This window comes from Streptomyces sp. NPDC048288 (assembly GCF_043201555.1).
Classification (GTDB): domain Bacteria; phylum Actinomycetota; class Actinomycetes; order Streptomycetales; family Streptomycetaceae; genus Streptomyces.
Genome location: NZ_JBICZD010000003.1, coordinates 211,486 through 226,433, shown reverse-complemented (window position 1 = coordinate 226,433; position 14,948 = coordinate 211,486). Strand labels below are relative to the sequence as shown.

The 14,948-nt window shown below is 71.6% G+C and carries 12 protein-coding genes; 4 read left to right on the top strand and 8 right to left on the bottom strand.

Annotation, left to right across the window (positions count from 1 at the left end; all coding sequences use genetic code 11):
- Nucleotides 1–16: 16 nt before the first annotated feature.
- From ACGFZS_RS12255 to ACGFZS_RS12230, 6 genes are all read right to left on the bottom strand, one after another.
- Nucleotides 17–1,222: a cytochrome P450 gene (locus tag ACGFZS_RS12255; protein ID WP_393795017.1), complete on the bottom strand. Its 1,206-nt coding sequence runs from the start codon at nt 1,220–1,222 to the stop codon at nt 17–19.
- Nucleotides 1,223–1,364: 142 nt separating this feature from the next.
- Complete coding sequence (locus ACGFZS_RS12250; RefSeq protein ID WP_393795016.1) at nt 1,365–2,339, bottom strand: antibiotic biosynthesis monooxygenase; 975 nt, start codon at nt 2,337–2,339, stop codon at nt 1,365–1,367.
- A 6-nt stretch (nt 2,340–2,345) separates the two neighbouring features.
- Nucleotides 2,346–5,063: a molybdopterin-dependent oxidoreductase gene (locus ACGFZS_RS12245; RefSeq protein WP_393795015.1), complete on the bottom strand. Its 2,718-nt coding sequence runs from the start codon at nt 5,061–5,063 to the stop codon at nt 2,346–2,348.
- A complete protein-coding gene (locus ACGFZS_RS12240) occupies nt 5,060–5,887 on the bottom strand; it encodes an FAD binding domain-containing protein (protein WP_393795014.1) in 828 nt (275 codons plus the stop codon). Before ACGFZS_RS12240 ends, ACGFZS_RS12245 begins: the two co-directional genes overlap by 4 nt.
- A 140-nt stretch (nt 5,888–6,027) precedes the next feature.
- The gene (gene greA, locus ACGFZS_RS12235; RefSeq protein WP_365687113.1) at nt 6,028–6,528 is read right to left on the bottom strand and encodes a transcription elongation factor GreA; all 501 of its coding nucleotides are present in this window, start codon (nt 6,526–6,528) and stop codon (nt 6,028–6,030) included.
- A gap of 168 nt (nt 6,529–6,696) precedes the next feature.
- Nucleotides 6,697–7,095, bottom strand: coding sequence for a DUF4307 domain-containing protein (locus ACGFZS_RS12230; protein ID WP_393795013.1), 399 nt, complete (start codon nt 7,093–7,095; stop codon nt 6,697–6,699).
- Nucleotides 7,096–7,222: 127 nt separating this feature from the next.
- On the opposite strand from ACGFZS_RS12230, the gene mca reads away from it, so the two are divergent.
- Both mca and ACGFZS_RS12220 read left to right on the top strand, forming a co-directional pair.
- Nucleotides 7,223–8,083 carry a mycothiol conjugate amidase Mca gene (mca, locus tag ACGFZS_RS12225; RefSeq protein ID WP_393795458.1) on the top strand — a complete coding sequence of 287 codons (861 nt, stop codon included), beginning with the start codon at nt 7,223–7,225 and terminating at the stop codon, nt 8,081–8,083.
- A gap of 1 nt (nt 8,084) precedes the next feature.
- Entirely contained in the window at nt 8,085–8,312 is a 228-nt protein-coding gene (locus tag ACGFZS_RS12220) for a hypothetical protein (protein ID WP_359222184.1), read from the top strand.
- Between the two features lie 6 nt (nt 8,313–8,318).
- Here the strand turns inward: ACGFZS_RS12220 and ACGFZS_RS12215 are convergent, their stop codons facing one another.
- Nucleotides 8,319–11,519 carry a tetratricopeptide repeat protein gene (locus ACGFZS_RS12215; RefSeq protein ID WP_393795012.1) on the bottom strand — a complete coding sequence of 1,067 codons (3,201 nt, stop codon included), beginning with the start codon at nt 11,517–11,519 and terminating at the stop codon, nt 8,319–8,321.
- A gap of 77 nt (nt 11,520–11,596) precedes the next feature.
- A complete protein-coding gene (locus tag ACGFZS_RS12210) occupies nt 11,597–11,992 on the bottom strand; it encodes a hypothetical protein (protein ID WP_393662884.1) in 396 nt (131 codons plus the stop codon).
- 170 nt (nt 11,993–12,162) lie between these two features.
- On the opposite strand from ACGFZS_RS12210, the gene ACGFZS_RS12205 reads away from it, so the two are divergent.
- Together ACGFZS_RS12205 and ACGFZS_RS12200 are read left to right on the top strand one after the other, a co-directional pair.
- A complete protein-coding gene (locus ACGFZS_RS12205) occupies nt 12,163–12,753 on the top strand; it encodes an ArsR/SmtB family transcription factor (protein ID WP_393795011.1) in 591 nt (196 codons plus the stop codon).
- The gene (locus tag ACGFZS_RS12200) at nt 12,734–14,761 is read left to right on the top strand and encodes a thioredoxin domain-containing protein (protein WP_393795010.1); all 2,028 of its coding nucleotides are present in this window, start codon (nt 12,734–12,736) and stop codon (nt 14,759–14,761) included. The genes ACGFZS_RS12205 and ACGFZS_RS12200 overlap by 20 nt, the downstream gene beginning before the upstream one ends.
- Nucleotides 14,762–14,948 lie beyond the last annotated feature (187 nt).

Below are 14,948 nucleotides of genomic sequence, written 5' to 3'. Positions count from 1 at the left end.
GCCCGGCACGCCGGGTCTACCAGGCCACCGGCAGCTCCAGTGGGAACCGCCTGATCGTCTTCGTGTCCCACCGCAGTTCCTGCGGCTCCACCGCGAGCCGCAGGCCGGGGAATCTCTCCACCAGGCGGCCGATGGCCACCTCCAGCTCCGCCATGGCCAGCGGCATCGCGATGCACCGGTGTCCGCCCCAGCCGAAGGTCATGTGCGGAGCGGTGGGGCGGTCCAGGTCGATGACATGCGGGTCCGGGTAGCGCTCCGGGTCACGGTTGGCCGTCAGGTACGACACGTGCACGAAGTCGCCCGCCTTGATCGGCGCACCCTCCAGCTCCACGTCCTCCAGCGCCACCCGGGGAATGCCGACCCCCTTGCGGAACGGGATCCAGCGGAGCAGCTCGTGCAGTACGTCGGTGATGCTCTCGGGCCTGCGCCGCAGGTGCCGCATCAGCTCGGGCCGGGTCAGCAGCAGATAGGTGATGTTGCTGATCTGGCAGGTCGCCGTGTCCTGGCCGCTGAGCGCCAGCGTCAGCGCCATCACCGCCAGCTCCCTGTCGTCGAGCTGCTCCTCGCCCTCCCGTGCCGCGGCCATCGCGCTGATGAGGTCGGGGCCGGGTGAGGTCCGGCGCCGTGCGACGAGTCCGGCGAAGTACTCCGTCACCTCGGCCTTGGCCTTCGCGGCGGCCTCCTTGTTGCCCGCGCCGACGACGAGCAGCTGGAGCACGGAGGCCTGGATCCGGGGCCAGTCCTCCCGTTCGACACCGAGCAGGTCCAGGACGGCGTGCTGGGGCAGCTTCTCGGAGAGGTGCCGGACCAGGTCCGCCGGCGCGCCCTCCTTCTCCATGCCGTCCAGCAGGCGGTCCGTGAGCCAGACGATCCGCTGCCGCATCTCGTCGACATGCTGCTGGATGAAGGCCTGCGAGGCCAGGTGGCGGACGCGGCTGCTGTGCGGCGGGTCCACCACGTTGATCGATTCCGGCGAGACGATGGGCTCCGGTGTCATCCGGGGGTAGTCGTGACCGATGACGCCCGCTCTGCTGAACCGGGGGTCGATGGTCACCTGCTTGACGGCGTCGAAGCCGGTGACCAGCCAGGCGTCCGCGGCGCCATAGGGGAGCCGGATGCGCGCGGGGGAGCGGCGCCGCATCAGGGCCGCGAGCTCAGGATCGAAGTCGAGTGCTTCGCTGAAGTCGAACGAGCAGGTGATTGTCTCGTTGTCCGCGGCCATCAGCCGGTTCCTCCAGGCATGGGTGCGACGTCGGCGTGCGGAGGCGATCGGCCTCCTCGCAGGATGCAAGCACGGGATACCGCCCCGACCGCTGACCGGCACAGGTGCACCCGGCCAGGTGGGCTAACACCGGGGCCCCGGCTCAGGGCAGGGTCCAGAACCGGACCGTGACGAGGTAGAAGACGACGGCCCACACGGCCATCGCCACCGCGACGATGCCAAGGCCGCGGAGGTCGCTCCGGGCCGCCGGTTCGTCCGGCGGCGGCCGCAGCCAGCGCCCGAGCAGCGGGTTCACGTAGTAGGGCATGGTCAGGAAGCTCATGAGGAAGCTCGACAGCAGATTGCCGATGAGCAGGCCGATCCAGAGCCTCAGATGCAGCGGGGACAGCGCGAGCGTCAGCAGGACGACGGTCGGGTACAGGCCGACCCAGATGGCGAGGGAGGTCCTGGTCTCGGAGGGCGGCGGCGGTGCCTCCTTGCCGTTGCCCTCGAAGGCGAACCAGCTGCCGAAGGAGTTGTCGATCGTGCGCAGGGTGAAGTCGCTGAACTTCTCGCCCTCGGCCAGGATCTCCCGCCGCTCGGGCGAGGTCAGCCAGGCCTCCAGGTGCTCTGCGCTGTCGTAGCGGTACAGGGTGGTCCATTCCTCCTGGAGTCCCTCGACGGGGCGGAACAGCTCGGTCCCGCGGAACCCCTCGAACCTGCTCTCCTCCTGGACCATGCGGCGCTGCCAGTCGAGGAAGTCGTCGACCTGCTTCGGGTGGACATGGTGCGTGACCACGACGGTGACCAGCGGATCCAGTGCCTGGGTGCCGCTGCTGACCACCTGCTGGGTGGCCGGACCGTCGAAGTACTCCCGGCCGGCGTCCAGAAACGTCTGCCGGGTCCCGCTGTTGATCCACGCCTGCAGATGGGCCACCGAGTCGAACCGGTAGACGATGACCCAGTCGGGCTGCAGGGCGGTCGGCGGGGAGATCTCGGCGCCGAGGAAGCCCGGGTAGTAGGAGGCCGCGGTGTTGAGGCCCTCCTGCCAGGACTCGAACTCCCGCTCCCGCCCCGGCAGGACCTTCTGGCCGATGATCGCCGTCGCCGCCGCGGCCACGTTCTTCTCGGCGTTCATGACGGCTCAGCCCGCCCGCACCGACTGCTCCGCGGGGAGCCGGCCGTAGACGCGTTCCGGGGTCAGCGGCAGCGCGCGGTAGCGGACGCCGGTGGCGTCGTGCACCGCGTTCGCCAGCGCGGGGGCGACCGGGTTGATGCAGCACTCGGCCATCCCCTTCGCCCGCAGCGGGCCCACCGAGTCCGCCGAGCCCACCAGCAGGACCTCGGTACGGGGGATGTCGGCGTAGGTGGGGATGCGGTAGTTCCGCAGGTTCGGGTTGACCATGACGCCGTCGCCGTCGACCTGGTGGTTCTCGGTGAGCGCGAAGCCGATGCCCTGGGCGACACCGCCCTCGATCTGGCCCCGGACCTGCGCCGGATTGATGATCACCCCGGCGTCCGCGGCCTGCACACTGTGCAGGATCCGGATCTCGCCCGTCACCCGGTGCACGGCGACCCGGAACCCCTGGGCGTTGGAGGTGATGCTGCGGGGCGAGCCGTAGGCCTTGCGGGCGGCCGTGAAACGGATGCCGCGGCCCCGGGCCAGCGCGACGAGTTCGGCCAGCGACACCCGCCGGTCCCCGCAGCGGACACCGTCGTCGTCCATCGTGCAGAGCACGACATGGACGCCCGTGTGGGCCGCGGCGAATTCCAGGACGCGGTCGCGCACGGCGCCTGCCGCCCGCAGCACGGCGTTGCCCGCCACGAAGAGGCCCGCGCTCGCGAAGGCGCCGGTGTCGAAGCCCGTGCGGTCGGTGTCGGACTGCACCAGACGGATCCGCGAGGGCGTCGTGCCCAGCTGGTGGGCGGCGATCTGGACATGGGCCGTGGAGGTTCCCTCGCCGAACTCGACGGTGCCGACGGCCAGTTCGTAGATCAGGTCGTCGCCCAGGGTGACCCAGGCCTCGGAGAGGTGCTCCGTCGGGGGCGCGGTCTCGTGCAGGGAGCTGGCCACACCGGTGCCGACGAGCCACTCGGGACCGGGCGGCGGCCGGTCGGCCGTACGGGCCAGGGCGGCGCCCACCAGGTCGAGGCACGTGGCCGGTCCGTCCTCGGTGAAGATCACGTCGTCGGGGCCGTCGTGCAGGGCGACCAGGGGTTCGCCCGGCCGGACGATGTTGCGCCGGCGCAGTTCCAGCGGGTCGAGGTGGAGCGCGCGGGCCAGTTCGTCCATCGCCGACTCCACGGCGAAGGCCGGCTGGGTCATGCCGTAGCCGCGCAGCGCCCCGCTCGGCACGGTGTTGGTGTAGACGGAGTACGCGTCGTACTTCTTGTTGGGACAGCGGTAGATCATGACGGCGGCGCCGCCCGCGTACGCGGTCTCGCCGCCGTGGTTGCCGTAGGCGCCCGTGTTCGACACATTGCGCACCTGGAAGGCGGTGAGCGTTCCGTCGGCCTTCGCGCCGAGCCGGACCGTCAGGGTCATCGGATGCCGCGGCGAGGCCGTGGTGAACTCCTCCTCACGGGTGAACTCCAGACAGGTGGGCCGCCCGGTGTCCAGGGTGGCCAGCGCGACCAGGTCCTCCGTGATCACCTCCTGCTTGCCGCCGAAGCCGCCGCCGACGCGCTTGCAGAACACCCTCAGCTGGTCCGGGCGCAGCGCGAACAGGTACGCCAGCTTGACCTTCGCGATCGACGGGGACTGCGAACTGGTGCGGACGTTCAGCCGCCCGTTCTCCATCCAGGCGATCGAGCCGTGGGTCTCCAGATGCGCGTGCTGCACCCGGGGGGAGAAGTAGGTGCCCTCGTGGATCACGTCGGCCGCGGCGAATCCGGCGTCGACGTCGCCGATGTGCGCGTGGAGTTCGAGCAGGATGTTGTGGACGGGGTCGCGGACGAACGGGTCGTGGGAGCCGTGCAGTTGGGGTGCGCCGTCGGCCATCGCGGCCTCGGGGTCGAACACCGCGGGCAGCACCTCGTAGGCGACCGCGAGCCGCCGGCAGCCCTCCTCGGCCGCCCCGACGGTGTCGGCCAGGACGGCGGCGACGCGCTGGCCGGCGAAGCGGACCGTGTCGTCGAGGATGTAGGTGTCGTCCGGGTCGACCAGGTGGTCGGTGTGGATCGCCGTGGTGAAGCGTCTGCGCGGGACGTCCTCCCAGGTGTAGACCCGGTGCACGCCGGGCACCGCGAGGGCGGCGCTCCTGTCGACCGAGAGGATCCGGGCGTGCGCGTGGGGCGAGTGCAGCACCTTGAGGTGCAGCATGCCCTCGATCCTCGTGTCCATGGTGAACTCGGCGTGCCCGGTCACCACGTCGTGGCCGGCGGGCGCGCCGACGCTGGTCCCGACGGCCTTGCCCGGGGCCGCCGTCTCCACCGCGGTGACGCCCTTCACGGCGTCCTCGATCGCCCGGTACCCGGTGCAGCGGCAGAGGTTGCCCTTCAGCGCCCGGGGCAGATCCGCCTTCTGCTCCTCGGTGAAGGTCGCCGACGTCATGATCATGCCCGCGGTGCAGAAACCGCACTGGAACCCCGGGGCGTCCTCGAACTGCCGCTGCATGGGATGCGGGGCGCCGGGCCGGCCGAGCCCCTCGATCGTGGTCACCTCCCGGCCGTCCGCGCGGAAGGCGGGGGTGATGCAGCTGTGCACCGGGGCGCCGTCCAGCCACACCGTGCAGGCGCCGCAGTCGCCCGCGTCGCACCCCTTCTTCACGCCGAAGTGGCCGAGTTCGCGCAGGAACGTGCGCAGACACTGGCCCGGGGCGGGTTCCCGGTCGAAGGTCCGGCCGTTCACGACGTACGTCATGGCAGGTCCCCGGCCGTGAGTTCGCGGCGGATCTCCTCGGCGAAGTACCGGGTCAGATGCCTGCGGTGGTCAGGGGTTCCGTTGGGGTCGGCGAACCAGACGCCGGCCGGCAGGGCGTCGATCCGCTGCCGCAGGGTCCGGGCGTCGGGCAGCGAGTCGAAGGCGAGGCGGACCGGCCGCGTGGTGCCGGCGGTGACCGTGAGCAACAGGTCGTTCCCTCCCGGCCGTTGGGTGCCGACGAGGAACACGGTCGAGCGGCCGAGCCGGGTCAGCGTGAAGCGGCGGTGGGCGGTGCGCCCCCGCAGCGCGTGCGCCGGGACGGTGATCCGCCGCAGGATCTCCCCGGGGGCGAGGATGTTGCGGTGGTCGCCGGTGACGAAGTCCAGGGCGTCGACGGTCCGCACGGAGCCGTCCGGAGCCCACAGTTCGTACCGCGCCTCCAGCGCGACGGCCAGCGTGATCATCGGGCCGGCCGGCAGGGACATGCAGATGTTGCCGCCGACGGTCGCCGCGTTCCAGACCTTGAACGAGGAGAGGAACGCCTCACAGCTGCGGCGGAAGAGGATCGCGGCGGTCCACTCCAGCGGCCAGGGGAACGCGTACAGGTCGCGGATGGTGCAGGTGGCGGCGATCTCCAGGCCCTCGGCCGTCGGGACCAGGGGCTCCCAGCCCAGCGCGGTCAGGTCGATGAGCCGTCGCAGGTCCGGCTGGTCCGTGGAGTAGAGCCAGGTGCCGCCGGCGAGCCAGGCGTCGCCCTCGTGCCAGTCCGTGCCCGGCCGCTCGGAGGGGCGCCGGACCACTTCGGTGATGGTGTTGAGGTCCATGGGAACCGACCTGGCAGGCACTGAAACCTTTGTCACATTTTATCGCCGCATGTGCGAGGAGTCCTGGTGGCCCCAGGGCACGACAATGCCCCCGGCGTCACGCGGACACCGGGGGCGGGCGGCTGTCGTGCCGGTCGGGATCAGCCCGAGTACGGCTCGGCCTTGAGGATCTTCACCGAGGCCTTCTTGCCGTTCGGCAGCTCGTACTCCGCGTCCTCGCCCACCTTGTGCCCGATCACGCCGGTGCCCAGGGGGGACTGCGGGGAGTAGGTCTCGATGTCGGCGCTGGCGTACTCGCGCGAGGCGAGGAGGAACGTCATGGTGTCGTCCTCGTCACCGTCGAAGGCGATGGTCACCACCATGCCGGGCGCGACGGCGCCGTCCGCGGAGGTCGGAGCCTCGCCGACCTTGGCGTTCTCCAGGAGCTGGGTCAGCTGGCGCACACGGAGCTCCTGCTTGCCCTGCTCCTCCTTGGCCGCGTGGTACCCGCCGTTCTCGCGCAGGTCGCCCTCCTCGCGCGCGGCCGCGATCTTGGCGGCGATGTCCGTGCGCGCAGGACCAGACAGGTACTCCAGCTCGGCCCTGAGCTGGTTGTACGCCTCCTGGGTCAGCCAGGTGACGTTCTCGCTGGTCTGGGTCACAGGTGCTCCTCGTCGGTACTGGGAATACAAAGCATCGCCCTACCCAGAAGCATGTTCCTTCACGGAAGGGCGAAACCACGAGCCTAACAATTCAACGGCGGAAGGGGGAGGACATAAGCCATCAGAATCACGTCAACGCAGGTCAGCGTCTACGTATTGTGGCTGACGTCAGTCGGCGTGGCAGCCGAGCAGCTCCGCCGTGGTGCCCCGGGCCGTCGTACGGAGCGTGACCACCCTGTCGATCTGGGTCGCGGAACCGGTGAAGCGGAAGTCCGCCCGGCCCACCTCGGAGCCGTCCGCCGCCTGGGAACGCAGGGTGCAGTAGCCGGAGGTGCCGGAGTCCTTGTGGACCTCGAGATGTACCTTGACCGCGTCGGCGGAGGCGTCGAAGGTGACGACCTGCGCGCTGATCCTGCTCTCCACCACGTAGTGGTACGCCCAGTATCCGACGAGGACGAGGAACAGGGCGCCCAGGATCACACCGGCGGTCCTGAGCCTGCGGTCGGCGCGCTCGTCCGAGGTGCCGCCGTAGCGCCCCTCGGGCAGCCGCGTACTCGCGGTACTCATGATCGACCTCCGGACCCCGGAATTATTCGCCCCCCGATTCGGTCACTATAGAAGCCGCCGATCGCACCCCATGACACCGGGGCGCCGACTGACCAAGGATTGAGTCTTGACTGACCAGCTGCGACTGATGGCCGTGCACGCCCACCCCGACGACGAGTCGAGCAAGGGCGCGGCCACCATGGCGAAGTACGTGTCCGAGGGGGTGGACGTGCTGGTCGTGACCTGCACGGGCGGGGAGCGCGGCTCCATCCTCAATCCCAAGCTGCAGGGCGACAAGTACATCGAGGAACACATCCACGAGGTACGCAAGAAGGAGATGGACGAGGCCCGCGAGATCCTCGGGGTCAAGCAGGAGTGGCTCGGCTTCGTCGACTCCGGTCTGCCCGAGGGCGACCCGCTGCCCCCGCTGCCCGAGGGCTGCTTCGCCCTGGAGGACGTCGACAAGGCGGCCGGCGAGCTGGTCCGCAGGATCCGCGCGTTCCGCCCGCAGGTGATCACCACCTACGACGAGAACGGCGGCTACCCGCACCCCGACCACATCATGACCCACAAGATCTCGATGGTGGCCTTCGAGGGCGCGGCCGACGCCGAGAAGTACCCCGAGGCCGAGTTCGGCCCCGTGTACCAGGCGCGGAAGCTCTACTACAACCAGGGCTTCAACCGCCCCCGCACCGAGGCGCTGCACCACGCCATGCTGGAGCGCGGCCTGGAGTCGCCCTACGGGGACTGGCTGAAGCGGTGGAACGAGATCGAGCGCACCGAGCGGACCCTGACCACGCACATCCCGTGCGCGGAGTTCTACGAGATCCGGGACAAGGCGCTGATCGCCCACGCCACGCAGATCGACCCCGACGGCGGCTGGTTCAAGGTCCCGATGGACCTCCAGAAGGAGGTCTGGCCGACCGAGGAGTACGAGCTCGCGAAGTCGCTCGTCGACACCTCCCTACCCGAGGACGACCTCTTTGCGGGCATCCGCGACAATGCCTGACATGAGCGCAAGCCTGGCACTGACGCACCTCGTCCCCCTCGCCAAGGAGGTCGACGAGAACAAGGTCACCCCCGGCGTCCTCGGCTTCATCGTCTTCGCGGTGATGGCGGTGGCGGTCTGGGGGCTGATGAAGTCCATGAACAAGCACATGCAGAAGGTCGACTTCAAGGAGTCGTCCCCGGAGTCCAGGGCGGACTCCGGGACTCCGGCGGCCGATCCCAAGGTCTGACCGGCGTCACGCGCCGCCCGGTACCGGCACCCCCATCACCTCACGGGAGTGCCGGCTGGGCACCATGCCCAGCCGCCAGGCCTGCCAGCCCGCCTCCAGGTTCACCCCGCGCTCCAGGAGCAGTCCGTACGCCGTGACGTACTCGGTCAGCTTCTCGTCGCGCAGCGGATGCGTGGTCCGGGCGAGCTGGGCCAGGTCCTCCTGGGCGACGGCCGTACCCACCTCCACCCCGCCGGGCGCGGCGTAGGGGAGCAGGGTGCAGCGCAGGAAGCGTGCCCAGTCCTCGCCGCGGCGGTCGCCGTAGGAGGTGAACAGGGTGGTCGCCTCGTCGCACAGGGCCAGCGCCTGCTGGGTGCGGGTGTTGCCGGCGTCGACCACCGCCAGCTCCAGACAGGTCCAGGCCTCGCCGTGTACGACGCCGATGCGCTGGAAGTCGGCGCGGGCGTCGACGAGGAGCTGCCGGGCGAAGCCGGAGTTGCGCAGCGAACCGGTCTGGGCCGCCCGCTGGTCCCGGGTGACCCGGGCCGAGTGGTGGCGGGCACAGGCCAGTCCGTAGACGTCCCGCATCCGGGAGAACATCGTCCGCGAGCGCTCCAGCTCGCGGACCGCCCGGTCCAGGGTCCCGGACTCCTCCAGGGCCTGGCCCAGGTAGTAGACCGTCCAGGCCTCACCGCGCGCGTCCTCGTTCTCCCGGTGCCGGGCGGCCGCCTGCCGCAGCCCGTCGACCGCCGGTGACGCGTCGCCGGCGACCAGCCGGGCCCGGGCCAGCTGGGTCAGCGCCCAGGCCTCGCCCCGGGCGTCACGGGTGCGGCCGTAACGCTCCAGCGCGGCCCCCAGCTCCCGCTCGGCACGCGGTACGTCGCCCATCCGCAGCGCCAGCTGGCCGAGCTGGAAGTGCGCCCAGGCCTCGCCGTGCACCGAACCGCCCTCGCGGTGCTGGACGAGGGAGCGGGTGAGCAGGTCCATGGCCTCCGGCAGCCGGGCCCGGTCGCGCTGCACCGCCGCCAGCGCGTGCATGGTCCACGCCCGGTCGGTCGCCAGCTCGGGCGCCGCCTGGAGATCCAGCGCCTCCTGCAGCTTGGCCGCCGCCTCGGTGAGGTTGCCCTGGTGGTGCAGGGTGATCCCGAGCGAGCACAGCGCGCGTGCCACGCCCGCGTCGTGGTGCGCCTCCCGGTAGAGGTCGACCACCGAGGTGAGGGTGGTGCGGGCCTTGTCCAGCTCGCCCAGCTGACGGGCCGCGATACCCGTCCGCCACTGCACCGAACGCACCAGCAGCCCCTGGTCCACCGCCTGCGCCAACTCGCTGATCTCACCCAGCCGGTAGAGGTCACCGCGGAGCAGGCAGTAGTCGCACAGGGCGCCCAGCAGGTTCTGCACGGCCGCCTGGTCGACGCCCTCCGCGTGCCGCAGCGCCGCCGTGATGAAGCTCGACTCGTCGTCCAGCCAGCGCAGCGCCTCGTCGAGCGAGGTGAACCCGTGCGGGCTGAACCGGTCCGAGCGGGTCGACATGTTGCCGTCCACCAGCCGCAGCACCGAGTCGGCCAGCTCCGCGTAGTTCACGATCAGCCGCTGCTGCGCGGCCGTCCGGTCGGCCGGCTCCTCCTCGTCCAGCAGGCGGGCCTGCGCGAAGGAGCGGACCAGGTCGTGCAGCCGGTAGCGGCTGCCCCGGACGTGGTCGATCAGGCCGGCCCGGGAGAGCGCCACCAGCTGGCGGGTCGCCTCCGCCTCGTCCGCGCCCAGCAGGGCGGCCGCGGCCGCCGCGCCCAGCGAGGCCCGCCCGGCCAGCGCCAGCCTGCGCAGCAGCCGGCGCCCGGTGTCCGACTGGTCGGTGTACCGCAGCCACAGCACCCGCTCCACCGGCCCCACCGGGCCGTACGCGCCGAGATCCGTGGCCAGCTGCAGCGGGGAGCGCGAGCCCAGCGACGAGCCCGCGACCCGCAGCGCCAGCGGCAGCCCGCCGCACAGCTCCCGGATCCGGTCCGTGGACTGCGCGTCGTACGGCCCCGACACGTCCTGCGCCGAGGCCTCCAGCAGCTCCTCCGCGCCCGCCGCGTCCAGCGCGGTGACCGGCAGCTGGTGCACCCAGGCCGGCAGGTCCAGTGGCAGGTCCAGCTGCTCCCGGGCCGTGACCAGGACCAGGCTGTCGGAGCGCTCCGGGACCAGGGTGCGCACCTGGTCGGGGTCCGAGGCGTCGTCCAGCACGATCGTCACCGCGAGCCCCGCGAGGTGCTGGTGGTACAGCTCGCTCAGCCGCTTGACCTGCTGGTCGGGGGAGGAACGCTCACGGAACAGCAGCTGCTCGCGCGGCGCGCCCAGCCGGTTGAGCAGATGCAGCAGGGCGTCCCGGGTGGGCAGCGGCACCTCGTCCCGGCTGTCCCCGCGCAGGTCCACCACGACCGCGCCCCGGAAGAGGTCCTTCAGCTCGTGGGTGGCCCGGACCGCGAGCGCGGTGCGCCCGGAGCCCGGCTCCCCGTACAGGACGACGACCGTCGGCCGGGTCTCGGTGGTCGCCCGGGCCGCCTGCGCCCACTGCCGGATCCGCGCCAGCTCCTGATGCCGGCCGGCGAACGGGCCGTCCGATTCGGGGAGCTGGCCGAACGACTGCTGCAGCACCGTACGCCTGCGGGCCGCCGCGCTCTTGTCCGCGCCGCGCAGCCCCGGGGCCTGCTTCTTCGGCCCCGTGGACGCGCTGAGCACCCGCTGCTGGTCCAGGAACGGGCGGATGCCCCGCACCTCCAGCGCGGTCAGCCACTGCAGCCGCAGCTGCTCCGGGCCGCCGGGCTGACCGGTCGCGCCGGCGTGGTGATGGGCGGCGGGCAGATGCGAACCGGCGACCTTGACGACCGTGGCGGCCGCGCCGACCACGCCGACGGCCACGCCCGCGCCGAGCGCGGTGGCCGCGCCGGTGCCCAGGGAGAGGTCGGCCACGGTGGCGGCGACCGCCGCGACGGCCGCGACCAGCAGCGGAGTTCCCGCGCCGTCCCTGGCGTACCGCTGGCCGAAGCTCTGCCGGCCCGCCTCCGACGCGTCCAGGGCGTGGGTGTAGGCCTCGTACTCCTCGGCGGCCGTCCGCTCCATCTCCTCCAGTCCGCCGCGCGCGCGTGACAGCAGCACCTGCCCGTCGACGCGCCCGCCCGCACGGCGGACCTCCTCCTCCACGGCCCGTTCCAGCAGCCGATCGGCATCGGCCCGGTGGGCGTCCCGCATGTCCCGTCCCCCTCCAGCGGCAACTCCGTTGGGTACGAGTGTCCTTGTGAAGGCGCGCGATGGCGAGGGGGCGACGATCAGGTGGCGGGTGAGGAATTGGTGCGCACCCAGCCCTTGGACAGCGCGAGGAACACACAGGCCGCCGCGAGCCCCGCCTCCGCGACCGCGCTCGCCAGGGCTTCCAGCAGCTCGGTGCCCACCGCCGAGGTCGTGATGTCGAACCAGGCGTCCAGGACCGCCACCGAGGCCGTCGCGGAAGCGGTCAGCCGGGCCCTGGGATCACCGCGCAACCCCAGTAAGGCGGTTGCCGCGCAGCCGAGCGCCATCAGCACGTCCAGGCCTGTCCAGGCCAGGGACCAGTTGTGCACCTCGGTCCTGGTGGGCAGCGTCAGCGCCAGCACCACCGTCCACGGAACGAGCAGCACGGAGGACGAGCCGAGCAGGATGAGGGCCCACCGCTTCGTCCGCTTCATCAGCCGCGCCTTCGTCGTAGTCAAGGTTCCCAACGCGATCAGCCCCCGCCTTGTTCCGTCCCGCCGCGGTCCTTCCGCATGCCCCCACGCTAGACCGCAGAGAAAATTCTGCAAAGAAAATTCGGCAGACATCGGGGATGTCTCAGGGTTCTCGGGGTTACGGTGGAGCCATGACCGACGGCACGTCCGAGATGACCAGCGTCGAACGCACCGCTCTCTACAAGTCACTCGGCAACCCGCTGCGCCGCCGGATCCTCGACTACCTCGGCCGGCACGGCGAGGCCAACTCCACGGTGCTCGCCCGCGAACTCGGCGAGAGCTCCGGCACCACCAGCTACCACCTGCGCAAACTCGCCGAGCAGAAGCTCATCGAGGAGATCCCGGAGAAGTCGGGCGGCCGGGAACGCTGGTGGCGGAGCCTGCCGTTCAGGCACACCACACCCGACCCGGCCGCGATGGCCCCGGAGGAGTACGCGGCGGCCGAGCAACTCGCCCTGCTCAAGATCGAGCTGGACACCCGGCTCTTCCGCCGCGCCCACCGCGAGTACCGGGGACCGGGCGGCTGGGCCCAGGTCCGGCGCGCCGGCACCTGGATGACCAAGGACGAACTGCACGCCTTCGTCCGCGACTACCAGGAACTCCTCGACCGGTACGGCCACCCCGGCGAGACCGCACCCGACGGGGCGCGCCGGGTCGACCTGCGCTTCTACGCGGCCCCGGAGCCCGTGGGAGAGTGGGAGGGTGAACCGACTGGCCCATGAGACGTCCCCGTACCTCCTCCAGCACGCCGACAGCCCCGTCGACTGGTGGCCCTGGTCGGCCGAAGCCTTCGAGGCCGCGCGGACCGCGAACAAGCCCGTTCTGCTGAGCGTCGGATACAGCTCCTGCCACTGGTGCCATGTGATGGCCCACGAGTCCTTCGAGGACCGCGCCACCGCCGACTACCTCAACGAGCACTTCGTCAGCGTCAAGGTCGACCGGGAGGAACGGCCCGACGTCGACGCCGTGTACATGGAGGCCGTGCAGGCCGCCACCGGTCAGGGCGGCTGGCCCATGACCGTCTTCCTCACGCCCGACGCCGAACCCTTCTACTTCGGCACCTACTTCCCGCCCGCCCCCCGCCACGGCATGCCCGCCTTCCGGCAGGTCCTGGAGGGCGTCCGGGCCGCCTGGACCGACCGGCGGGACGAGGTCGCCGACGTCGCCGGGAAGATCGTCCGGGACCTCTCCCAGCGGGAGCTCAGCCACCAGGGCGACGGGCCGCCCGGCGAGCAGGAACTCTCCCAGGCCCTGCTCGGGCTCACCCGCGAGTACGACGCGCAGCGCGGCGGATTCGGCGGCGCCCCCAAGTTCCCGCCGTCCATGGTCGTCGAGTTCCTGCTGCGCCACCACGCCCGCACGGGCGCCGAGGGCGCGCTGCAGATGGCCGCGGACACCTGCGAGCGGATGGCCCGCGGCGGCCTCTACGACCAGCTCGGCGGCGGCTTCGCCCGCTACTCCGTCGACCGCGACTGGGTCGTGCCGCACTTCGAGAAGATGCTGTACGACAACGCCCTGCTGTGCCGGGTCTACGCCCACCTGTGGCGGGCCACCGGGTCGGAACTGGCCCGCCGGGTCGCGCTGGAGACCGCCGACTTCATGGTCCGCGAACTCCGCACCGACCAGGGCGGGTTCGCCTCCGCCCTCGACGCCGACAGCGACGACGGGACCGGCGCGCACGTCGAGGGCGCGTACTACGTCTGGACGCCCGCCCAGCTCGCCGAGGTCCTCGGCGAGGACGCGGACCTCGCCGCCCAGTACTTCGGCGTCACCGCGGAGGGCACTTTCGAGCACGGCCAGTCCGTTCTGCAACTCCCGCAGCAGGAGGGCGTGTTCGACGCGGAGAAGGTCGAGTCGGTCAGGCAGCGGCTGCTGGCCGCACGGGCGCGGCGCCCCGCCCCCGGCCGGGACGACAAGGTGGTCGCCGCCTGGAACGGGCTCGCCGTCGCCGCGCTCGCCGAGACCGGCGCCTACTTCGACCGGCCCGACCTGGTCGAGGCCGCGGTCGGCGCCGCCGATGTCCTCGTACGCCTGCACCTCGACGACCACGCCCGGATCGCCCGCACCAGCCGCGACGGCCGGGTCGGCGCCAACGCCGGGGTGCTGGAGGACTACGGCGACGTGGCCGAGGGCTTCCTCGCGCTCGCGTCCGTGACCGGTGAGGGGGTCTGGCTGGAGTTCGCCGGGCTGCTGCTCGACCATGTGCTCACCCGCTTCACCGACCCGGACAGCGGTGCCCTGTACGACACCGCGGCCGACGCCGAGCAACTCATCCGCCGCCCGCAGGACCCGACCGACAACGCCACCCCCTCCGGCTGGACCGCCGCCGCGGGCGCCCTGCTGGGCTACGCGGCCCACACCGGTGCCGAGCCGCACCGCACCGCGGCGGAACGCGCGTTGGGGGTCGTCAAGACACTGGGGCCGCGGGTGCCGCGCTTCGTGGGATGGGGGCTCGCCGTCGCCGAGGCGCTGCTCGACGGACCGCGCGAGGTCGCGATCGTCGGGCCCGGCGCGGACGACCGGAACACCACCGCCCTGCACCGCACGGCACTTCTCGGGACCGCCCCCGGCGCGGTCGTGGCCGTGGGGACTCCGGAGAGTGACGAGTTCCCGCTGCTGGCGGGCCGGCCGCTCGTCGACGGCGCGGCGGCCGCGTACGTCTGCCGCCACTTCACCTGCGACGCCCCGACCACCGACCCGGAGCTGCTGGGAGCGGCACTGCGGAGCTGAAGGCGAAGAAGGACAGACCTGACGGGTGAACAGGCGGTCGGAATTGTGCGTCTGTTCGGATAGATACCGCTTACGGCAGCGCCGTTCCGAAACATGCTATTTATCGGAACGGCTCCCGTGCTTCACAGAACCCCCCTAGGCTCTCCACAGATGCGCGACGGGTGTAACTCACCGTTGCGCACAGGGG